Annotated in this window: 18 protein-coding genes; 2 read left to right on the forward strand and 16 right to left on the reverse strand. The window is 59.6% G+C overall.

What is annotated here, in order from left to right:
* Positions 1–96 precede the first annotated feature (96 nt).
* The 8 genes from tam to OXR04_RS10650 all read right to left on the reverse strand — a co-directional run bounded on the left by tam (position 97) and on the right by OXR04_RS10650 (position 10,892).
* Positions 97–870 (reverse strand): trans-aconitate 2-methyltransferase, encoded by a 774-nt coding sequence (tam, locus tag OXR04_RS10615; RefSeq protein WP_058958496.1) that lies wholly within the window; start codon positions 868–870, stop codon positions 97–99.
* Positions 871–1,048: 178 nt separating this feature from the next.
* Complete coding sequence (locus OXR04_RS10620) at positions 1,049–1,384, reverse strand: zinc ribbon domain-containing protein YjdM (RefSeq protein ID WP_009086905.1); 336 nt, start codon at positions 1,382–1,384, stop codon at positions 1,049–1,051.
* A gap of 79 nt (positions 1,385–1,463) precedes the next feature.
* Entirely contained in the window at positions 1,464–2,546 is a 1,083-nt protein-coding gene (gene mltB / locus OXR04_RS10625; RefSeq protein ID WP_033736026.1) for a lytic murein transglycosylase B, read from the reverse strand.
* Between the two features lie 150 nt (positions 2,547–2,696).
* A complete protein-coding gene (gene narI / locus OXR04_RS10630; RefSeq protein WP_046102444.1) occupies positions 2,697–3,374 on the reverse strand; it encodes a respiratory nitrate reductase subunit gamma in 678 nt (225 codons plus the stop codon).
* Positions 3,371–4,099: a nitrate reductase molybdenum cofactor assembly chaperone gene (gene narJ, locus OXR04_RS10635; protein WP_267370097.1), complete on the reverse strand. Its 729-nt coding sequence runs from the start codon at positions 4,097–4,099 to the stop codon at positions 3,371–3,373. The genes narI and narJ overlap by 4 nt, the downstream gene beginning before the upstream one ends.
* Complete coding sequence (gene narH / locus OXR04_RS10640; RefSeq protein WP_267370095.1) at positions 4,096–5,640, reverse strand: nitrate reductase subunit beta; 1,545 nt, start codon at positions 5,638–5,640, stop codon at positions 4,096–4,098. The genes narJ and narH overlap by 4 nt, the downstream gene beginning before the upstream one ends.
* Complete coding sequence (locus tag OXR04_RS10645) at positions 5,637–9,398, reverse strand: nitrate reductase subunit alpha (protein WP_267370094.1); 3,762 nt, start codon at positions 9,396–9,398, stop codon at positions 5,637–5,639. Before OXR04_RS10645 ends, narH begins: the two co-directional genes overlap by 4 nt.
* Positions 9,399–9,497: 99 nt before the next feature.
* Entirely contained in the window at positions 9,498–10,892 is a 1,395-nt protein-coding gene (locus OXR04_RS10650) for a NarK family nitrate/nitrite MFS transporter (RefSeq protein ID WP_009086915.1), read from the reverse strand.
* A 313-nt stretch (positions 10,893–11,205) separates the two neighbouring features.
* Between OXR04_RS10650 and narL the strand changes: the two genes are divergently transcribed.
* Complete coding sequence (gene narL, locus OXR04_RS10655) at positions 11,206–11,856, forward strand: two-component system response regulator NarL (RefSeq protein WP_009086917.1); 651 nt, start codon at positions 11,206–11,208, stop codon at positions 11,854–11,856.
* A gap of 23 nt (positions 11,857–11,879) precedes the next feature.
* On the opposite strand, the gene OXR04_RS10660 is transcribed toward narL, so the two are convergent.
* Entirely contained in the window at positions 11,880–12,803 is a 924-nt protein-coding gene (locus OXR04_RS10660) for an amidohydrolase family protein (protein ID WP_009086919.1), read from the reverse strand.
* 585 nt (positions 12,804–13,388) lie between these two features.
* On the opposite strand from OXR04_RS10660, the gene mutS reads away from it, so the two are divergent.
* Entirely contained in the window at positions 13,389–15,950 is a 2,562-nt protein-coding gene (gene mutS, locus OXR04_RS10665) for a DNA mismatch repair protein MutS (RefSeq protein WP_009086921.1), read from the forward strand.
* A 120-nt stretch (positions 15,951–16,070) separates the two neighbouring features.
* On the opposite strand, the gene rpoS is transcribed toward mutS, so the two are convergent.
* The 7 genes from rpoS to ispD form a co-directional block, all read right to left on the reverse strand.
* Complete coding sequence (rpoS, locus tag OXR04_RS10670; RefSeq protein ID WP_009086923.1) at positions 16,071–17,063, reverse strand: RNA polymerase sigma factor RpoS; 993 nt, start codon at positions 17,061–17,063, stop codon at positions 16,071–16,073.
* A 57-nt stretch (positions 17,064–17,120) separates the two neighbouring features.
* Positions 17,121–18,221, reverse strand: coding sequence for a murein hydrolase activator NlpD (gene nlpD, locus OXR04_RS10675; RefSeq protein WP_009086925.1), 1,101 nt, complete (start codon positions 18,219–18,221; stop codon positions 17,121–17,123).
* Between the two features lie 162 nt (positions 18,222–18,383).
* Positions 18,384–19,010 carry a protein-L-isoaspartate(D-aspartate) O-methyltransferase gene (locus OXR04_RS10680; RefSeq protein WP_009086927.1) on the reverse strand — a complete coding sequence of 209 codons (627 nt, stop codon included), beginning with the start codon at positions 19,008–19,010 and terminating at the stop codon, positions 18,384–18,386.
* A complete protein-coding gene (gene surE, locus OXR04_RS10685; RefSeq protein WP_009086929.1) occupies positions 19,004–19,765 on the reverse strand; it encodes a 5'/3'-nucleotidase SurE in 762 nt (253 codons plus the stop codon). The genes OXR04_RS10680 and surE overlap by 7 nt, the downstream gene beginning before the upstream one ends.
* A 191-nt stretch (positions 19,766–19,956) precedes the next feature.
* Positions 19,957–20,997: a tRNA pseudouridine(13) synthase TruD gene (gene truD, locus OXR04_RS10690; protein WP_267370092.1), complete on the reverse strand. Its 1,041-nt coding sequence runs from the start codon at positions 20,995–20,997 to the stop codon at positions 19,957–19,959.
* Entirely contained in the window at positions 20,994–21,476 is a 483-nt protein-coding gene (gene ispF / locus OXR04_RS10695) for a 2-C-methyl-D-erythritol 2,4-cyclodiphosphate synthase (protein ID WP_009086933.1), read from the reverse strand. Before ispF ends, truD begins: the two co-directional genes overlap by 4 nt.
* The gene (gene ispD / locus OXR04_RS10700; RefSeq protein ID WP_046102453.1) at positions 21,476–22,192 is read right to left on the reverse strand and encodes a 2-C-methyl-D-erythritol 4-phosphate cytidylyltransferase; all 717 of its coding nucleotides are present in this window, start codon (positions 22,190–22,192) and stop codon (positions 21,476–21,478) included. Before ispD ends, ispF begins: the two co-directional genes overlap by 1 nt.
* Positions 22,193–22,195 lie beyond the last annotated feature (3 nt).

The raw sequence follows: 22,195 nt of genomic DNA on the forward strand, positions 1-22,195 counted from the left end.
CTCTCCCGTGGGGTGTGGATTGAAGGTGGTGCAGAAAGCGCACTTTTTCAAGGGCTCTCTGCACTATTGCCCTGTTTTTGCGGCTGAGTTTCCAGCTCACGCCCCTTTTTTCACCGCCACCATAAAAAGACGCGGGAAAGCGAGCAACACCTGACCGTCGGCCCGGGCCGGATAGGCACTGAGCAGCTGCTGATGATAATCGGCGAGAAACGCCGCCTGGGATGCCTCATCCAGTGACGCCAGGAACGGGCGCAAGCCTGTTGCCTGCAGCCAGCTGATAATCGCCTGCGCATCAGCCATGACGTGATAATAGGTGGTGCGCCAGATATCCACCTCGCAGCCCGCCTGGGTGAGCAGATCGTAATAGGCGCCGGCAGAGAGCAGCGCGACACGATCAGCGGTGCGGATCTGTGAACGCCAGCGCGCGGATGCGGCGACCTCACGCATCAGCTGGTGCGAGGGTTCATTGAGGTTATCCGGCATCTGAACCGCCAGTACACCACCGGGGGCCAGCTGCCTGACCAGATGGGGGAACAGCGCAGTGTGATCATCCAGCCACTGCAGGGAAGCGTTGGCGTAGATGACCTGCTGCGGGACCTCTGCCTGCCAGCTGCGGATGTCCGCCTGCACAAAGCGGCAGTGTGGCAGGCGTTCACGGGCCTGCGTTAACATCGCCGCGGAACTGTCCAGTCCGGTAATCTGCGCCAGCGGCCAGGCATCAGCGAGCAGCTCCGTGCTGTTGCCCGGCCCGCATCCCAGATCGGTGACCTGCTCAACCTGCTCCGGACGGATACGCGCCAGCAGCTCATGCGCCGGACGTGTGCGTTCCGCTTCAAATTTACGATACAGCACGGGATCCCACTCTTTCATCCTGACCTCTCATTCAGCAATCAGCTCTTCGTTTACTGAGACGGATGAAAGGCAAAAAAGTGCGACCCGTGACGGCGTTTTACTGACTGTACAGTTAGCGGCGGCGGAAAAAGGGGGGAGAGGAAGGTGGAACCGGATTAGGCAGAGTGAGCGCGGGCGCGTCCGTGCGCCCCTGATTTCAGTTCTTTTTCACAAACTCAGACTTTAATTTCATCGGGCCAAAGCCGTCGATTTTGCAATCGATGTTGTGGTCCCCTTCAACCAGCCGAATGCTTTTCACTTTGGTGCCGATCTTCAGTGAAGAGGAGCTGCCCTTCACCTTGAGATCTTTGATCACCGTGACGCTGTCGCCATCTGCCAGCAGATTGCCGTTGGCATCACGCACCTCCAGGGGTGCGTTGCTGCTGTCACCCTCTCCTTCGGTCCAGATATGACCGCAGGAGGGGCAGTTGAGGTTGTCACCATCTTGCCAGGTGTAATCGGCGTGACAGGCTGGGCAGGCAGGTAAAGACATAACGACTCCAGAGATAACTGTGGCTGTGTGGCCTGAAAAGGCCGACATCATATAACCTTACAGTTAACAAGGGTAGCCTTTATAACAGACCACCCTGTCGCGCTTTGCCGACCGCCTCACCCAGCTGCCACACCGCCATCGCATAGTGGGTGCTGTGGTTATAGCGGGTGATGACATAAAAATTGGGCAAGCCATACCAGTACTGATAACTGGTGCCGAGATCGAGCCGCAGCAGACTCACCTCATCGTTGCCGTCCAGCGAGCCCTGAGGAGACAATCCTGAGGCCGCCAGCATGCTCACGCTGTAGCGGGTTTTGAAGCCATCATCCAGCATCGGTGCCTGACCGCTGGCCGGAACGGCAACATTTTCACCGCTGCGCCAGCCATGCTTCTGGAAGTAGTGCGCCACGCTGCCGATCGCATCCACCGGATCCCAGAGATTGGCATGACCGTCGCCGTTGAAATCAACCGCATACTCCTGATAAGAAGAGGGCATAAACTGACCATAGCCCATCGCGCCGGCGAAAGAGCCTTTCAGCGCCAGCGGGTCATCCTGCTCTTTACGCGACATCAGCAGGAAGGTTTCCAGCTCGCTGCTGAAGTACTCAGCACGGCGTGGATAGTTGAACGACAGGGTCGCCAGCGCATCCAGAATGCGCGTTTTCCCCATGACACGGCCCCAGCGGGTTTCCACGCCGATAATGCCGACAATAATTTCCGGCGGCACGCCGTAAACCTGCTGCGCGCGCTGCAGCGCATCCTGATACTGGTTCCAGAACGCTACCCCGTTTTGCACGTTATCCGGCGTAATGAATTTGTTGCGATAGCGGATCCAGGCCCCGTTAGGACCCGGCGCGGGCGTATAGCTCGGGGCCTGACGATCCATCAGCCGCAGCACATAATCCAGCCGTTTTGCCTGACCGATAATGTCGTGCAGTTGCTGACGATCAAAGTCATGCTCTTTCACCATCTTATCGATAAATTTCTCGGCGGCCGGATTGCCGGCAAAATCGCCAGACATGCCCGATCCGTTATGCGACGGCTGCAGTAAAAAACCGCCCTGTGGCGCAGCCAGCATCTTCTGCCGGGAGGGAACGTCAGGTTTGCTGCTGCAGGAGGCCAGAAGCGGAATAAGGGCAAGGAGGGCTAGCTTGAGACGCATCGGTTATCCATAAACGAGGGGGTAAAATCAGATGCGGTAATAGTAGACGTTCAGCGCAGCGACATACAGGTCAAAATCTTAAAAAAACGTCAAGGCTGACACCGGTGTAAACCGCCGCAGGGCTGCCCTGCCCCCGCGGCGGCTCAGCATTCAGCGACGGTTTCTGACCAGCTGATAGCGCCGGGTCAGGTACTCAACCGGTGCGCTCCAGATATGCACCAGCCGGCAGAAGGGGAACAGCAGGAACAGGGTCATCCCCAGCACCATATGGACGCGGTAGATCACTGCCACCCCGGCCAGATGCTGTGAAGCACCGCCGTGGAAAGTCACCACCGCCTGTGCCCAGCCCACCAGCTTCATCATTTCACTGCCATCCATATGCTGAGCAGAGAAGGGAATGGTCAGCAGGCCCAGCGTGGCCTGCACCACCAGCAGGGTCAGGATCAGAATATCGCCGACGCTGCTGGTCGCCCGCACCCGCGGATGGGTCAGACGACGCTTCAGCAGCAGCGCTCCCCCGGCCAGCGTCATCGCCCCGAACAGGCCACCCGCCACCATCGCCAGCTTCTGCTTCACGTCGATCGGCAGAAACGACTCATACATCCAGTGCGGCGTCAGCATCCCGACGAAATGCCCGAAGAAGATGCCGATAATGCCGATGTGGAACAGGTTAGAGGCGAGCCGCATCCCCTTTTTATCCAGCATCTGACTGGAACCGGCACGCCAGCTGTACTGCCCGTAGTCATAGCGCAGCCAGCTCCCCACCAGAAAAACCGTTCCGGCAAGATAGGGGTAAATATCGAAGAAGAAAGTGTTCAGAACATTCATGCTGATTCTCCTGTGCGGCGCGCCGTCGCCGCGGCAATATCCAGATAGTGCGGCGCGACCGCATCGGCGAAGCGACGCTGATGCATCGCCTGCTGCGCTGAGACACAGCCCTGCTCGCCGAGAAATTTAATCTGCTCCTCTTCCCAGACCGCATCCAGCGCCGCCGGGGTGTCGTCACGCGCTTCCTTCGCCACCTGCGGCCGGAGAGCGGCCGGGTCAGCCGCGCTGCCCGCCAGCGTCAGTAACAGCGTGAAAAGGTCGGCATAGGGACTCTGGCGCGCTTCCAGACGCGCCGCCAGCAGAGCCAGGATCGGCACGATATCCTCCAGTCCCTGACGCGCCGCCTCGTCACTTTGACAGGCGAGATACTCCAGATAGAGCGGCAGAAAGTCGGGTAGCTCCTTACTGTCCAGCTCCAGACCGGCGGCCCGGTAGTGCGCCAGCAGATCGACCATCGCCTGACCGCGATCGCGGGATTCGCCATGCACATGCTCAAACAGCAGCAGCGAAGTGGCGCGGCCGCGATCAAACAGGGCGCAGTAGTCCGCCTGCGCATCCAGCAGTGGCCGCGCACAGAGCTGCTGAATAAACTGCTCCAGCCCTGCCCGCTGCGGCAGATCAAGTTCATCTGCCGCGTCCAGCGCCGCGATCAGCTCAGAGTGATGAGCAAACAGCGCCTCGTCCGGGTAATCCAGCAGCCGTGACAGTATTCGTAACGTTATCATGAGGCATCCTCCTGGCGGCGGGTCTGACTGGCGATGTCGATGGCATCAATGCGACGGCTGTTAAACAGATTGAACCGGCTGTCGCTGCCGTGGCAGCCATCGCCAAAGCTAAAGCCGCAGCCTTTACTTTCCGGGAAGGCTTCACGCGCCAGCTCACGATGGCTGGAAGGCACCACAAAACGATCTTCGTAGTTGGCGATCGCCAGATAGCGATACATCTCCTGCGCCTGCGCTTCGGTCAGGCCGACCTGTTCCAGCGCCCGGCTATCGCGCTGCCCCTCCACGCTCTCAGCGCGTTTGTAGTGGCGCATCGCCAGCATCCGTTTCAGGGCCCGCAGCACCGGCGCGGTGTCGCCTGCGGTCAGCAGGTTGGCCAGATACTCAACCGGGATGCGCAGGCTCTCCACATCCGGCAGCACGCCAGTGTGAGCCAGTGCGCCGCCATCCACTGCCGACTGAATTGGTGACAGCGGCGGCACATACCAGACCATCGGCAGCGTGCGGTATTCCGGATGCAGCGGCAGCGCCAGCTTCCACTCCATCGCCATTTTGTAGACCGGCGAACGCTGCGCCGCGTCGATCACGCTCTGCGCCACACCATCGTTCAGCGCCTGGGCGATCACTGCCGGATCGTGCGGATCGAGGAAGATATCCAGCTGACGCTGGTAGAGATCTTTTTCGTTTTCCGCTGACGCCGCCTGTTCAATGCGATCAGCGTCATAGAGCAGCACGCCGAGATAGCGGATCCGGCCGACACAGGTTTCCGAACAGACGGTCGGCTGGCCCGATTCAATGCGCGGATAACAGAAGATGCACTTCTCAGATTTGCCGCTTTTCCAGTTGAAGTAGATCTTCTTGTAGGGACAGCCGGTGAGGCACATGCGCCAGCCGCGGCATTTATCCTGATCGATCAGCACGATGCCATCTTCGCCGCGCTTGTAGATGGCGCCGCTGGGACAGGTTGCCACGCAGGCCGGATTGAGACAGTGCTCACAGAGGCGCGGCAGGTACATCATGAAGGTGTGCTCAAACTGGCCATAGATCGCCTTCTGGATGTTATCGAAGTTCTTATCCTGCGAGCGCTTCGCAAACTCGCCGCCAAGGATCTCCTCCCAGTTCGGGCCATTCTCGATCTTTTTCATCCGCTGACCGGTGATCAGCGAGCGCGGGCGGGCGATCGGCTGCTGTTTTCCGGCGGGTGCATTGTGCAGATGCTGGTAGTCGAAATCGAACGGCTCGTAGTAATCATCCAGCGCGGGCACGTCCGGGTTAGCAAAGATCTTCGACAGCAGCACGACGCGGCTGCCCATGCGCGGCTCCAGCCTGCCGTTGATCTTCCGGATCCAGCCCCCCTTCCACTTCTGCTGATCTTCCCAGGCGTGCGGATAGCCGACGCCGGGCTTGCTCTCGACGTTGTTAAACCAGGCGTATTCCATCCCCTCGCGGCTGGTCCAGACGTTTTTGCAGGTCACCGAGCAGGTGTGGCAGCCGATACATTTGTCGAGGTTCAGCACCATGCCGACCTGTGAGCGAATTTTCATGGTTTCACCTCCTGCTGGCCGCCCTGGCAGGCGTCGTGGCCTTCCCCGTCTAACCAGTCAACGTTATTCATTTTTCTCACCACCACGAACTCATCGCGGTTCGACCCGACGGTGCCGTAGTAGTTAAAGCCCCAGGAGAGCTGGGCGTAGCCGCCGATCATATGGGTCGGTTTCGGGCAGGCCCGGGTCACGGAGTTGTGGATCCCGCCGCGCTGGCGGGTGATCTCCGAACCGGGGATATTCACGATGCGTTCCTGAGCGTGATACATCATGGTCATACCGGCCGGGATGCGCTGGCTCACCACTGCGCGGGCGGTCAGGGCACCGTTGGCGTTGAACGCCTCGATCCAGTCGTTATCCGCAATGCCCAGTTCGCGGGCATCCTCTTCACTCATCCAGACAATCGGGCCGCCGCGCGACAGGGTCAGCATCAGCAGGTTGTCGCTGTAGGTGGAGTGAATGCCCCACTTCTGATGCGGCGTCAGGAAATTCAGCGCCTTCTCCGGGTTGCCGTTGGGTTTACTGTTGAGCAACGGCTTCGCTGCCCGGGTGTCAATCGGCGGACGGTAGACCATCAGGCTTTCGCCGAAGGCGCGCATCCACTCATGGTCCTGATAGAGCTGCTGACGGCCACTCAGGGTGCGCCACGGAATCAGTTCATGAACGTTGGTGTAGCAGGCGTTGTAGGAGACATGCTCATCTTCCAGACCTGACCAGGTCGGGCTGGAGATGATTTTGCGCGGCTGCGCCTGGATATCGCGGAAGCGGATCTTCTCATCTTCTTTGTTCAGCGCCAGGTGCGTGTGGTCACGACCGGTAATCGCGCCCAGCGCCTGCCAGGCTTTTACCGCCACCTGACCGTTGGTTTCCGGCGCCAGCGCCAGAATCACCTCGGCCGCATCAATGGCCGTGTCGATATTGGGCCGTCCCGCAGCCGGGCCATCCGCTTTGACATAGTTCAGCTGCTTCAGGAGATCGACCTCTTTGCAGGTGTTCCAGCTAATCCCTTTGCCGCCGTTGCCCTGCGCCTCCAGTAACGGCCCCAGCGTAGTAAAGCGTGCCCAGGTCGCCGGATAGTCACGCTCCACCACCATGATGTGCGGTGCCGTTTTGCCGGGGATCAGATCGCACTCCCCTTTTTTCCACTCTCTGGCTTCAAACGGCTGCGCCAGTTCGGCGGGCGAGTCGTGCAGCACCGGCAGCGTCACCACATCCGTTTCAACGCCTAAATGACCGAGGCAGAGTTCGGAAAAGGCTTTGGCGATGCCTTTGTAGATCTCCCAGTCACTTTTTGACTCCCAGGCGGGGTCGACCGCCGCCGAAAGCGGATGAATAAACGGATGCATATCCGACGTATTCATGTCGTCTTTTTCATACCAGGTGGCGGTCGGCAGCACCACGTCGGAATAAAGGCAGGTGCTCGACATACGGAAATCGAGGGTCACCACCAGATCCAGTTTTCCTTCGGCGCCCTGCGCCTGCCATTCGACCTCCTCCGGCTTCACGCGTCCCTGCTGGCCTAAATCTTTTCCCTGAATGCCGTTTTCGGTGCCGAGCAGATACTTCAGCATGTACTCATGCCCTTTCCCTGACGAGCCAAGCAGGTTAGAGCGCCAGACAAACAGGTTACGCGGAAAGTTCTGCGGATCGTCCGGCTGTTCAGCGGCAAAGCGCAGGGTGCCCTGCTTCAGGCTCGCCACGGTATAGTCAATTACCGACTGCCCGGCGGCGCTGGCCCGGGCGGCGATGTGCAGCGGGTTGACGTTAAGCTGCGGCGCGGAAGGCAGCCAGCCCATGCGTTCGGAGCGGACGTTAAGGTCGATCAGGCTGCCGCCGAAGCGGCTTTTATCGGCCAGCGGGGAGAGCAGTTCTTCGGTCGCCAGGGTTTCATAGCGCCACTGGCTGGAGTGGTTGTAAAAGAAAGAGGTGCTGTTCATCTGGCGTGGCGGACGCTGCCAGTCGAGGCCAAAGGCCAGCGGAGCCCAGCCGGTCTGCGGACGGAGTTTCTCCTGACCGACGTAATGCGCCCAGCCTCCGCCGCTCTGACCGACGCAGCCGCAGAAAATCAGCAGGTTAATCAGTCCCCGGTAGTTCATGTCCATGTGATACCAGTGGTTCATACCGGCACCGACAATGATCATTGAACGTCCGTGGGTTTTCTCCGCGTTCCCGGCAAACTCGCGCGCGAGGCGGATGATGTTCTGCCGGGAGACGCCGGTGATCTGCTCCGCCCAGGCGGGACTGTAGGCTTTGATCTCATTATAGTTTTGCGCGCAGTGAGCATCGCCCAGACCGCGATCCAGCCCGTAGTTCGCCAGGGTCAGATCGTAGACGCTGGCGACCCGGGCTTCGCTGCCATCTGCCAGCGTCAGGAGTCTGACGGGCAGCTTATGCAGCAGGATCTCATCCAGCGCGACGCTGTTAAAATGGTCGCTGGTGATGCCGCCGAAGTAAGGGAAACCGACCTCGACCACCTCATCGTGACTGCCGAGCAGACTCAGCTGCAGCTCCACCTCTTTTTGCGACAGGCCATCGCGCTGCTCCAGATTCCATTTCCCTTTTTCACCCCAGCGGAAGCCGATCGCGCCCTGAGGGGCCACCAGATCGCCGGTGGTCTGATCCAGCGCCACCGTTTTCCATTCCGGGTTGTTTTTCTGACCCAGCCCATCGACCAGATCGCTGGCGCGCAGCTGGCGACCCGCGGCATAAAATCCGCCTTCGCGCGGCTCCAGCAGTACCAGCATCGGCATGTCGGTGTAGCGGCGCACATAGTCGCGGAAATAGGGGACATCACGGTCGAGGTGAAACTCTTTCAGCATCACGTGGCCCATCGCCAGCGCCATCGCGCTGTCGGTGCCCTGCTTCGGACTCAGCCACTGGTCGCACAGCTTCGCGACTTCGGCATAGTCCGGGGTGATCGCCACGGTTTTCGTCCCCTTGTAGCGGACTTCGGTAAAGAAGTGCGCATCCGGGGTGCGGGTCTGTGGCACGTTTGAGCCCCAGGCGATGATGTAGGAAGCGTTATACCAGTCGGCGGATTCCGGCACGTCGGTCTGCTCGCCCCAGGTCATCGGTGAGGCCGGTGGCAGGTCACAATACCAGTCATAGAAGCTCAGGCAGGTGCCGCCAATTAACGACAGGTAACGCGCCCCGGCGGCATAGGAGACCATCGACATGGCCGGAATCGGCGAGAAGCCGACCACGCGATCAGGGCCGTAGGTTTTGGCCGTGCAGATATTCGCGGCGGCAATCAGCTCATTCACCTCCTGCCAGCTGGATCGCACAAACCCGCCGCGTCCGCGCGCCTGTTTATAGCTGCGCGCTTTTTCCGGATCGCGGATGATGGAGGCCCAGGCCTCCACCGGATCGCTATGCTGCGCCTTCGCCTCGCGCCAGAGCTGGATCAGCGTCTTACGCATCAGCGGATATTTCAGGCGGTTGGCGCTGTAGAGATACCAGGAGTAGCTGGCACCGCGTGGACAGCCGCGCGGTTCATGGTTCGGCAGATCGGGACGGGTGCGGGGGTAGTCAGTCTGCTGGGTCTCCCAGGTGACCAGCCCGTTTTTGACGTAGATTTTCCAGCTGCACGAGCCGGTGCAGTTAACGCCGTGGGTGGAGCGCACGACTTTATCGTGCTGCCAGCGACTGCGGTAGCCATCTTCCCAGTCACGGTTGCTGTTCAGCGTCTGACCATGCTGGCCGGAAAAGGGCTCAGCCAGCTGTTTGAAATAGCGAAATCGATCGAGAAATTTGCTCATCCGGAAGGCTCCTGAAGGCCTGGTGTCACATTGCTCACTCTGCATGCGTGCTGCTGCAGAAAATAAAGGGGGTGCCGGTGCGCCACACCGGCGTTGTCGTTATCCGGCGCGCGCTTTTCGTCCGTAGACCCGCCAGGTGACGGCGATACAGCAGAGGTAGAAAACCAGAAAGATTTTCATCGCCCCGGCCGGAGAGCCGGTCATGGCAAGCGAGAGGCCAAAGGTCTGCGGAATAAAGAAGCCGCCCAGCGCGCCGATAGCGGAGATAAAGCCAAGCGCCGCGGAGGTTTCTGTGGCGGCTTCCCGCTGTGCCAGCGCCTCGTCACCGCCTTCGGCTTTGATGCGTTCCAGCGTCAGCCGGCGGAAGATCACGGCAATCATCTGGTAGGTGGAACCGCTGCCGAGGCCGGAAGTGAGGAACAGGCCCATAAACAAGGCGAAGAAGGCGATGAACGATCCCTGATGTCCGGCTCCCGGCAGCGTGAGGAACAGCAGTGCAGCAAACAGCGCCATCAGCACGTAGTTGATCAGGGTGACGCGGGTTCCGCCGAAGCGATCCGAGATCATGCCGCCTGCTGAGCGCGCCAGTGCGCCAATCAGCGGGCCAAAAAAGGCGTAGTGCATAATCACCACGCCGGGAAACTGCGTCTTTGTCAGCATGGCGAAACCGGCCGAAAAGCCGATAAAGGAGCCGAAGGTCGCCAGATAGAGCAGCGCCATGATCCAGAGGTGCGGACGTTTCAGCACCGGCAGCTGTTCGCGCAGCGAGGATTTCGCTGCCGCCAGATCGTTCATCCCCAGCCAGGCGGCCAGCGTGCCGATGGCCAGAAACGGCACCCAGATCCAGGCCGCATTTTCCAGCCAGAGGCTATCGCCGCTCGCGGTGACTTGCCCCCCATCGGCAAAACCAAAAATGGCGCAGGAGATCGCCAGCGGGGCAACAAACTGCATAACGCTGACGCCGAGATTCCCCAGGCCGCCATTGATGCCCAGCGCGCCGCCCTGACGGGCTTTGGGAAAGAAGAAGCTGATATTGCCCATGCTGGAGGCGAAGTTCGCTCCCCCGAAACCGCACAGCAGAGCGATCGCCATAAAGGTGGCGAAGGAGGTCTGGCTGTCCCTCACTGCAAAACCGAGCCACAGGCAGGGGACGATCAGGATGCCGGTGCTGAAGGCGGTCCAGCGGCGTCCGCCAAAGACGGGAATTACAAATGAGTAAGGCACACGCAACAGCGCGCCGGAGACCGACGGCAGCGCGGTCAGCAGAAAGAGCTGTTCGGTGCTGAAGCGGAAGCCGACCTTATTCAGGTTAACCGCGACGGTGCTGAACAGCATCCAGACGCAGAAGCTCAACAGCAGACAGAAGACAGAGATCCAGAGGTTGCGGCTGGCGATGCGTTTACCCCGCGCCTGCCAGAAGGCCGCATTTTCCGGTTGCCACTCCTGGATCGGTGCGCCGCGCGTCGGGGTTTGCAAAGGGGCAGATTGGGTCATGACTCTCTCATCAGCAGAAGAATAATGGGGCATATCCTGCGTATCCGCCCTGCCCGCTTGCTTGATACAAATCAACGGCAATGCAGGTTATCCGGGCGTGGTCATCCTGTCTCAGCCGGGATAAGTAGCGGAGAGGCAGCAGAGAGTCATTGCAAATCATAGGGTTAATCGGCTGCACTGAAAATGGCGTGCCGGGAAGAGGTAAAAATGGAAATAAAGGAGTAGTCCTTTGGAGGTATATAGCGCCCCCGCCTCACCGGTAAGATAGGCCCACGCCCGATCCGGACGGGCAGCGGCGACAGGAACAGGAGTCATGGTGACGGCAGAGACATTTACGCTTTTATTAATCGACGACCACCCCATGCTGCGCAACGGGCTGAAGCAGCTAATCGCGCTGGATGAGAGACTGCAGGTGGTTGCCGAGGCGGGAAACGGTGCGCAGGGCGTGGCGCTGGCGCAGCAGCACGATCCTGACCTGATCCTGCTGGATCTGAATATGCCGGGACTGAATGGGCTGGATACCCTGACCCGACTGCGCGAAGCCCCCCTCTCCGGGCGGGTGGTGGTGTTCAGCGTGTCGGATGAGGAAGAGGATGTCGTCAGTGCACTGCAGCGGGGCGCCGATGGCTACCTGCTGAAAGATATGGAGCCGGAAGCGCTGCTGAAAGCCCTGCATCAGGCGGCAGCCGGTCAGATCGTGCTGAGCGAGGCGTTAACGCCGATACTGGTCACCCGGCTGCGCGACGCCCGGCCTGCCCGGCCGCGTGACATCACGCAGCTGACCCGACGCGAACGCGAAATCCTGCAGCTGATCAGCGACGGGATGACCAACAAAGCGATCGCCCGTAAGCTGACCATCAGCGAAAGCACCGTTAAGGTCCACGTCAAATATCTGCTGAAGAAGATGAACCTTAAATCCCGGCTGGAAGCCGCGGTCTGGGCGCTGCAGCACGGGCTGAACTGACCTGGCTGCCTGTAAATGCTGCGTCAGAAGTCATAGAGCTTAACGGGGTTATCACGCAGTATTCTCTGCTGATCCCGGCTCTCCGGCGCCCAGACCTGCATCAGATCGAGTAACACCGCATCGTCCGGCTTATGGCTGTCCGGTTCGGTCGGATGCGGCCAGTCGCTGCCCCACAGCAGCCGTTCCGGGTTAATCTGCACCAGTTTCCGGGCCACCGGCATCACATCGTTATAGCCCGGCGCGCCGGTTAAGGAGTCGATATAAACCCCGGAGAGTTTTATCCAGCTTTTCCCGCCATCCAGCATCCGCTGCAGCGTGGCCAACACCGGCGACGTAATGCCTTCCGGCTGCGGCACGTGCCCCATATGATCGATCACCACCGGGGTCGGGAGTTTTTGCAGCCGGCTTTCCAGTTCGGTTAAGTGTTTACCAGAGGTCACCACCTGAATATGCCAGCTCAGGGGATTCACGCGTGCTGCTAGCTTCTCCATATCATCGAGGTTAACCGCGCTGTAACGCAGATTGAACCGGATCCCCCTGACGCCCGCCTGATGCAGCTTCTGCAGTTCATCATCGGTGACCGACGAATCCAGCACCACCACACCGCGCGCATTTCCCCCGCTCGCCGCCAGGCCATTCAGCAGGACGCTGTTATCGGTTCCGTAGCGGGAGGGCGTGACAATCACCATCCGGTTGATGCCCAGTCTCTGCTGAAGCTTCCGATAGTCTTCCAGTGAGGCGTTCGCCGGGTTCATCAGTTTGGTGCCAGGCACGGCAGGACAGCGGCTGTCGTACAGATGCATATGGCAATCGACGCTGCCTGGCGGCGGAATCAGCTGAGGTTTTTTCTCGCCCGAACTGTAAGGCACGTTTGCAAAGGCGGGAAACGTCGCAGCGAAAGCCAGCGCCGCGCCTGAGTGTAAGAAATGCCGACGGGTTAGTGACATTTATCCTCCTGATAATTAAGGTCATTAAAGCCGTTATTCAGACTTTCCGTTCCATCCTGAGCGCGACGTCATCATCCCGGCAAACTCTCCCGGTCGCCGCTATGACGGCGTGATGCTGACCTGACTTCACCGGGTAAATTTTGCGCGCTGTAAATGTAACCCGTTGATTCAAGCACTTTTGTCCGCCGGATGCAGATGTGCTTCCCGCTTCTTTGACCGGTGTCTCTTTTTCAGGCGGGCACGGTGGACTGATTTCCTTAAATCCACGCGACCCTGCCGGTGAACCGCACGCTCCGCGCGCAGCCGCCTGATCGGCAATCCCCCGGTGCGCTATCCTGTCAGAAATCGCGAGCCGCCTCGCAGCATCACACCAGAGAGTGCAAAAGTGACACTTTTCTGTCGCCAGCCGCCCTGCCATTTGCCAGGATGGCTCCTGGCCGGTCAGGTTCACGGTCTGCGCATCAGGCTGGCATATGCCCTGCCCTATTCGTTATCATCTGATTATCCCGCGCGCCTGGAATCCCTTTCGGTTTCATGGGCGTTGACCGCCAGAAATTTACCGCATCAAAGATGAGTTAAAACCTTATGCAAGAGCCAACCGAAAAGGACTTTCCTTCTCACACGCCAATGATGCAGCAGTACCTGCGCCTCAAGGCCGAGCACCCTGACATTCTGCTGTTTTACCGTATGGGTGACTTCTACGAGCTGTTTTATGACGACGCGAAACGTGCCTCACAGCTGCTGGAGATTTCGCTGACCAAACGCGGCGCGTCGGCAGGCGAACCGATCCCGATGGCCGGTGTGCCCTATCATGCGGTTGAGGGGTATCTGGCTAAGCTGGTGCAGCTGGGCGAATCCGTGGCGATCTGCGAGCAGATCGGTGACCCGGCGCTGAGCAAAGGTCCGGTTGAGCGCAAAGTGGTGCGTATCGTTACGCCGGGAACCATCAGCGATGAGGCGCTGTTACAGGAGCGGCACGACAACCTGCTGGCGGCGATTGTGCAAAGTCCGCGGGGATTTGGCTACGCCACGCTCGATATCAGCTCGGGCCGTTTTCGCCTCAGCGAACCTGCCGATGCCGAAACTATGGCGGCAGAGCTGCAGCGCACCAACCCGGCCGAGCTGCTCTACCCTGAAGATTTCCAGGCGATGTCACTGATCGATCAGCGTCGTGGCCTGCGCCGCCGTCCGCTGTGGGAGTTTGAGATCGACACCGCCCGGCAGCAGCTCAATCTGCAGTTCGGCACCCGTGACCTTAACGGGTTTGGCGTGGAGAATGCGCAGCTCGGACTGAGTGCGGCGGGCTGTCTGCTGCAGTATGCCAAAGATACCCAGCGCACTACCCTGCCACACATCCGCTCGCTGAGCATGGAACGGCAGCAGGACAGCATCATTATGGATGCGGCCACCCGCCGTAATCTGGAGATCACCCAGAACCTGGCAGGCGGCACCGACAACACCCTGGCGGCCGTGCTGGACAAAACGGTCACCCCGATGGGAAGCCGGATGCTCAAACGCTGGCTGCATATGCCGCTGCGCGACGTGCGCACGATCACCCAGCGTCAGGAGTCGATTGCAGAACTGCAGCCTCTCAGTGAGGTGCTTCAGCCGGTGTTGCGTCAGGTCGGCGATCTGGAACGAATCCTGGCCCGCCTGGCGCTGCGTACCGCCCGCCCGCGCGATCTGGCCCGCATGCGGCACGCTTTTCAGCAGCTGCCGGAGCTTAACCAGCTGCTGGCCGATGTTGAAGCGCCACAGCTGCAGAAGCTGCGCACCCAGATGGGCGAGTTCGCCGCGCTGCGTGAGCTGCTGGAGCAGGCGATCATCGACTCCCCGCCGGTGCTGATCCGCGACGGCGGCGTGATTGCCCCCGGTTACAACGCCGAGCTGGATGAGTGGCGTGCGCTGGCCGATGGTGCAACGGACTATCTCGACAGGCTGGAGATTCGCGAACGCGAGAAGCTGGGACTGGATACCCTCAAGGTTGGCTTTAACGGCGTACACGGCTACTTCATCCAGGTGAGCCGCGCGCAAAGCCATCAGGTGCCGATGCACTATGTCCGTCGTCAGACGCTGAAAAATGCGGAACGCTACATCATCCCGGAGCTGAAGGAGTACGAAGACAAGGTACTGACCTCGAAGGGGAAAGCGCTGTCGCTGGAAAAAAGCCTCTATGAGGCGCTGTTCGATCAGCTGCTGCCGCATCTTGAAGCGTTGCAGCTGAGTGCCGCGGCGCTGGCAGAGCTGGATGTGCTGAGCAATCTGGCCGAGCGCGCCTGGACGCTGAACTACTGCCGGCCGGTGTTGCAGGATAAAGCCGGGATCAAAATCAGCGGCGGTCGTCATCCGGTAGTCGAGCAGGTGCTGAAAGAGCCGTTTATTGCGAACCCGCTTTCCCTGGCCCCTCAGCGCAGAATGCTGATCATTACCGGTCCGAACATGGGTGGTAAAAGTACCTATATGCGTCAGGCGGCGCTGATTGCGCTAATGGCGTGGATTGGCAGTTTTGTTCCCGCCGATGAGACGCTGATTGGCCCGCTGGATCGCATTTTCACCCGCGTCGGTGCCGCTGACGATCTCGCTTCCGGACGCTCGACCTTTATGGTGGAGATGACCGAAACCGCCAATATCCTGCACAACGCCACCGAAAACAGTCTGGTGCTGATGGATGAGATTGGACGCGGTACCTCCACCTACGACGGCTTATCGCTGGCCTGGGCCTGTGCCGAAAACCTGGCCAACCGCATCAAGGCGATGACGCTGTTCGCGACCCATTACTTCGAGCTGACCACCCTGCCAGAGAAAATGGAGGGCGTGGTCAACGTTCACCTGGACGCGGTGGAGCACGGTGACACCATCGCCTTTATGCACAGCGTGCAGGAGGGGGCCGCCAGCAAGAGCTATGGTCTGGCCGTGGCAGCGCTGGCGGGGGTGCCCAAAGAGGTCATCAGGCGCGCGCGCAGCAAGCTGAAAGAGCTGGAGACCGTCTCCAGTCACTCCGCCTCATCGACGGTCGATGGTTCTCAGCTGCCCCTGCTGGTTGAAGAGACCTCACCGGCGGTAGAAGCCCTGGAGGCGCTGGACCCGGATACGCTGACGCCGCGTCAGGCGCTCGACTGGATCTATCGCCTTAAGTCGCTGGTCTGAAGATTCGCCGTGCCGCGTAAAAGCGCGGACCGGCCCGCTACGTTTCTGCCTGACCTTTTCTGCAGGCATAAAAAAAGCGGTGGTTTTCACCACCGCTTTTCGCATTCAAGCTCAGATCAGTTATTCACGAAACAGTGCTTCAATGTTGAGGCCCTGCGCCTGCAGGATTTCGCGCAGACGGCGCAAACCTTCAACCTGAATCTGACGGACACGCTCACGGGTTAAGCCGATTTCACGGCCGACATCCTCAAGCGTAGCCGCTTCATAGCCCAACAGGCCGAAACGACGTGCCAGCACTTCACGCTGCTTGGCGTTCAGTTCGAACAGCCATTTGACGATGCTTTGTTTCATGTCATCGTCCTGCGTGGTGTCTTCCGGGCCGTTGTCTTTCTCATCGGCCAGAATATCCAGCAGCGCTTTTTCAGAATCCCCGCCTAAAGGCGTGTCAACCGAGGTAATGCGTTCGTTGAGACGCAACATACGGCTTACGTCATCAACCGGTTTATCAAGCTGCTCCGCGATCTCTTCCGCACTCGGCTCATGGTCGAGCTTGTGGGACAGTTCACGCGCAGTACGTAGATAAACGTTCAGTTCTTTAACAATGTGAATCGGCAGACGGATAGTACGGGTTTGATTCATGATCGCCCGTTCAATGGTCTGACGAATCCACCAGGTGGCGTACGTTGAGAAACGGAACCCGCGCTCCGGGTCAAATTTCTCAACGGCGCGAATCAGGCCGAGGTTACCTTCTTCAATCAGGTCCAGCAGGGCTAAACCACGATTGCTGTAACGACGGGCGATTTTCACCACCAGGCGTAAGTTACTTTCGATCATACGGCGACGGGAAGGAATATCACCCCGCAATGCACGGCGAGCGAAGAAAACTTCTTCCTCTGCCGTTAACAACGGAGAATAGCCAATCTCCCCAAGATAGAGCTGCGTCGCATCTAAAACACGCTGCGTCGCACCCTGTGATAGCAACTCTTCTTCCGCTACGTCGCTATCACTGGCTTCGTTTTCAACGAGTGCTTTCTCGTCAAAAATTTCAGCTCCGTTCTCATCGAATTCCGCGTTCTCATGTAACTCGTTTACTTTCAGCGTATTCTGGCTCATAAGCGGCTCCTACCCGTGATTCCAGGGCAGAACATAAAAAGGGTCTGTTCTGCCGGATTATCGCTGCGGTAAATAACGCAACGGGTTTACGGATTTCCCCTTGTAACGAATTTCAAAATGTAATCTGACTGAACTGGTTCCGGTGCTACCCATGGTAGCGATCTTCTGCCCCGCCTTAACTTCCTGTTGTTCCCGAACCAGCATTGTATCGTTGTGGGCGTAGGCACTCAGGTAATCATCGTTGTGTTTAATGATGATTAAATTACCGTACCCCCGGAGTGCGTTACCTGCGTAAACCACGCGTCCTGATGCGGTGGAAACGACAGATTGTCCGCGCGTTCCGGCGATATCGATCCCTTTATTGCCACCTTCGGCGGCAGAGAAGTTATCGATAATCTTCCCATCGGTCGGCCAGCGCCAGCTTCCGACCGGCGTTGAACTGTTGGTGGTACTGCTCACCGTTGGGGGGGCGGTCACGACTGGAGCTGTTGTCGTTGCAACATTTGCTCCTTTCGAAGGCAACAATTTGCTGCCACCCGAATTACCCGAATCATCAGAATACGTAATAACAGGTTGCTGTGCAACAACAGGCGCTTTAATTTGTGGCGACGCCGGAACACCGCCCTGCGTTGCATCAGCAACGGTAATGGGATTTCCGCCCGTAATCGGCTGACCTGACCCATTTCCAATCTGCAGCGTTTGCCCCACATTCAGGCTGTAGGGCGCAGGAACGTTGTTGCGCTGGGCTAAATCGCGGAAGTCGTTGCCGGTAATCCAGGCAATGTAAAACAATGTGTCACCGCGCTTAACGGTATATGTTTCACCGGAGTAACTACCCTTTGGAATATTCTGATAACTGCGGTTGTACACAATCCGGCCATTCTGTGTCTCAACATTATCGCTGGTACTAATCATTCCACCGCTACGGGGAGCAGATCCTGAATTTGTGCTTAACATTTGTCCCTGGGCAGGTGTGGCAGGTACGCCGCCCGAAACCATGCCTGTGTCAGACGGGCTGCTGTTCATGCCGCCATTGTCGCCCACGCGACTGATGGGCGCCTGCGAGTTGTCGCTGGAGCTGCAGCCTGCCAGCCAGAAACCTACCAGTGAAAGCGCCGCCAGACGGCGTAACTGAAAAAGTGTGCTTCCCGTGCTCATTAATCCCCCGTGATGGCAACTCTGATCTATCTGTTTCACTGTATCTGCCAGCAGAATGCTCTGCGTGACGCGATAAAAGCTGTGTTTTCGTTAGGTAAACCGGATAGTAACAACATCAGGTACGTGGTGCCATGAAACAGTTGTGAAGAAATACGTAGAGGGTCAGGCCAGGTCGCCCTGCACCAGCGGAACAAAACGCACCGGCTCGATGGTCTCTTCCGTCACCTCTTTTCCCTGACGACGCAGCCGTTTCAGGACCTGCTGATCTTCCCCCACCGGCAGCACCATAATGCCGCCTTCTGCCAGCTGCGCTATCAGCGCAATCGGAATTTCCGGCGGGGCCGCCGTGACGATAATCGCATCGAACGGGCCACGGGATGGCCAGCCCTGCCAGCCGTCGCCATGGCGGGTGGAGACATTGTGCAGGTCGAGCTGTTTCAGCCGGCGCTTGGCCTGCCACTGCAGCCCTTTAATCCGCTCCACGGAATAGACGTGATCAACCAGGTGGGCCAGAATGGCGGTCTGATAACCCGAACCGGTGCCGATCTCCAGCACCCGCGAATGGGGATTCAGCCCGAGCAGCGCGGTCATCCGCGCCACCATGTAAGGCTGTGAGATGGTCTGACCGGAGCCGATAGGCAGGGCGACATTGTCCCAGGCCTTGTGCTCGAACGCCTCATCGATAAAGCGTTCGCGTGGCACCTCGCTGATGGCTTTCAGCAGGTTTTCGTCATGGATGCCCTGCTGACGCAGTTGTGACAGCAACGTCTCAATACGCCGATTCACCATGCCAGATTCACCTCAGCTTTCGCCAGCCAGTCGCTGAGCACCTCCTGGGCACTGTGCGCCGTTAAATCGACGTGCAGCGCGGTGACAGAGACATAGCCCTGATCCACGGCGGCGAAGTCCGTATCCGGCCCGGCATCCAGTTTTTCCCCCGGCGGGCCAATCCAGTAGAGGGTATTGCCGCGCGGGTCCTGCTGCGCAATCACCTGATCGGCCGGATGGCGGCTGCCACAGCGCGTCACGCGAATGCCCCGGAGTTCGGAGAGCGGCAGATCGGGCACGTTGATATTGAGAATGCGACCGGTGCGCAGCGGCTCATGCGTCAGCGCCCGGAGAAGCGCACAGGTCACCGCCGCGGCTGTCTCGTAGTGCTGATGACCATTGAGCGAAACGGCGATCGCCGGTAAGCCCAGGTGTCTCCCCTCCATCGCCGCCGCGACCGTACCGGAGTAAATCACATCATCCCCCAGGTTGGGACCGGCATTGATGCCTGACACCACAATATCGGGCCGCGGCTGCATCAGGGCATTCACCCCCAGATAGACACAGTCGGTCGGAGTACCCATCTGCACCGCGATATCGCCGTTTTCATGGGTGAACGTTCGCAGGGGCGTTTCCAGGGTGAGCGAGTTTGACGCACCGCTTCGGTTACGATCGGGGGCAACCACCTGCACGTCAGCAATCTGCCGCAGGGCTTTCGCCAGAGTCTGAATACCTGGCGCATGAATGCCGTCATCGTTGCTGAGCAATATCCGCATTTCGTTCTGACCTTTTTTTATTCGACTGGTCGCCGCGACTGAACCTGTCTGAACGGCATGGCAACAGGTGAGGAATGGGCGGCGATTTTTGCATTCTAGCGAGGCACGCAAGGAAGTGGTAGGCGTAAATCACACAGCAGAGGGGGGTTGCCGCAACATTCCCCACACAGCGGGTCAGGTTGCGGCGAAGATTACTCATCAATCTGATCGGACGCGTCGGCCTGAACCAGCAGTTCTCTGACGACGCTGGTGGCGAAGCTGCCTGCGGGCAGCCAGAACGTCAGCTCCAGCGTCACCTCATCCCACCAGCTCCAGCGCAGATCGCGCGGCACGACCAGCATGGCACGGCGTGCGGCATCCACCCGCTCGCGCTCAATCAGGCCGGCCAGCAGCGTTTCGCCAGCCAGCACCTGCTCTTCAAAAGCCAGCGCATCCGCCTGCGGACCCGGCTCGCCCCGCCCCGGCAGCGGCGCGGTGATGCGCAGTTCATGCTGTTCAACCCGGCGCTGGCACGCTTCCAGCTCATCCGGCTGCGCAACAAACCAGCTGCCTCGCCCGGTCAGCTGCAGGGCATCGCCGTTAAGGACCTGACTCAGGCCACCCTGCTGCGCCAGACGCGCACTGGTCACCTGATTAAACAGCGCACTGCGCGCGGCAGAGAGCATCAGGCTGCGCTTGTTGCGATCGCGCAGGATAATCTCGTTGCGCGCCCACTTCTCTGCGATCACCAGGTTATTGCCGCCGCGCCCGAAACGCTGCTCACCGAAATAGTTCGGCACACCCGCGTCACGAATCTGCGTCAGGCGCGTCTCAACCGCCTCACGGTCACTGATCTGGCGGATGACCAGCCGGAACGCATTTCCGGCCAGCGCGCCGGTGCGCAGCTTGCGCTTATGGCGCACCGCCTGCAGGATCTCAACCCCCTCCAGCGCAAAACCGCGCAGATCGGGCATCGCATTCCCCGGCAGACGGAAACAGAGCGTCTGCTCCGTCACGGCATGGCGATCTTTCATCCCGGCATAGCTCATGTCACGCTGATGCACACCGAGATATTTCGCCAGCGCCTCCGCCACGAAGCGGGTATTCGCGCCCACTTTACGGATGCGCACCAGCAGATGCTCACCTTCCCCATCCGGGCCATAACCGAGATCTTCAACCACCACAAAATCTTCCGGGCTGGCTTTGATGACGCCGGTGGCAGCGGGCGTGCCGTGCAGATAGTGAAGCGTCATTGAGTGTCGGCTTTCAGCAGCAGGGCCACCGCTTCGCAGGCGATCCCTTCACCGCGCCCGGTAAAGCCCAGCTTTTCGGTCGTGGTGGCTTTGACATTGACCGCATCCATGTGACATCCCAGATCTTCCGCGATGTTGATGCGCATCTGCGGCACATGCGGCAGCATTTTCGGCGCCTGGGCAATCAGGGTGACATCCACGTTACCGATGCGATAGCCTTTGGCTTCGATACGACGCCAGGCCTCGCGCAGCAGGCCGCGGCTGTCCGCGCCTTTAAACGCGGGATCGGTATCCGGAAACAGCTTGCCAATATCGCCCATGGCGACCGCGCCCAGCAGCGCGTCCGTCAGCGCATGCAGCGCCACATCACCATCGGAATGGGCAATAAACCCCTGCTCAAACGGGATCCGCACACCGCCAATCACTAACGGACCCTCTCCGCCAAAGGCGTGAACGTCAAAACCGTGACCGATACGCATCATGCGCTCTCCTTTAATTGAATCTGACTCAGATAAAAAGCCGCCAGCGCCAGATCTTCTGGCCGGGTGACTTTGATGTTATCACTGCGTCCGCTGACCAGCAGCGGATGGTAGCCGCAATACTCCAGCGCCGAGGCCTCATCCGTAATGGTTGCGCCCTCGGTCAGTGCCCGCGTCAGGCAGGCTGTCAGCAGCGCATGCGGGAAAAACTGGGGGGTTAAGGCGTGCCAGAGATCGTCACGCTCTACCGTGTGGGCCACCGCGGCTTTGCCCGGCTCGCCCCGCTTCATGGTGTCGCGCACCGGTGCGGCCAGAATCCCGCCGACGTGGCTCTGTTCGCGCACGTTAAGCAGCTGCTGCAGGTCGTCGGGGTGCAGACAGGGACGGGCTGCATCGTGAACCAGAACCCACGCGGCACCCTGCGCGGCCTGCAGGCCAGCCAGCACCGATTCGGCGCGGGTCTCTCCGCCGGTGACCCTGAGCACGCGCGGATCGCGCGCCAGCGGCAGTGAGGCGAAGTGCTGATCGTCGGGACTGAGGGCGACAATAACCTGTTTAATGGCAGGATGGGAAAACAGACGTGCAATGCTGTGTTCCAGAAGGGTGTGCTGACCAATCGTCAGATACTGCTTAGGACAGGTTGCCTGCATGCGGCTGCCGATCCCGGCCGCGGGCACCACGGCAATCACATCCGCAAGGGAGGCCAGAGTATTCATGTT

Origin of the sequence: Pantoea sp. GM_Pan_3, assembly GCF_026541045.1 — a bacterium.
Lineage (GTDB): Bacteria > Pseudomonadota > Gammaproteobacteria > Enterobacterales > Enterobacteriaceae > Pantoea > Pantoea anthophila.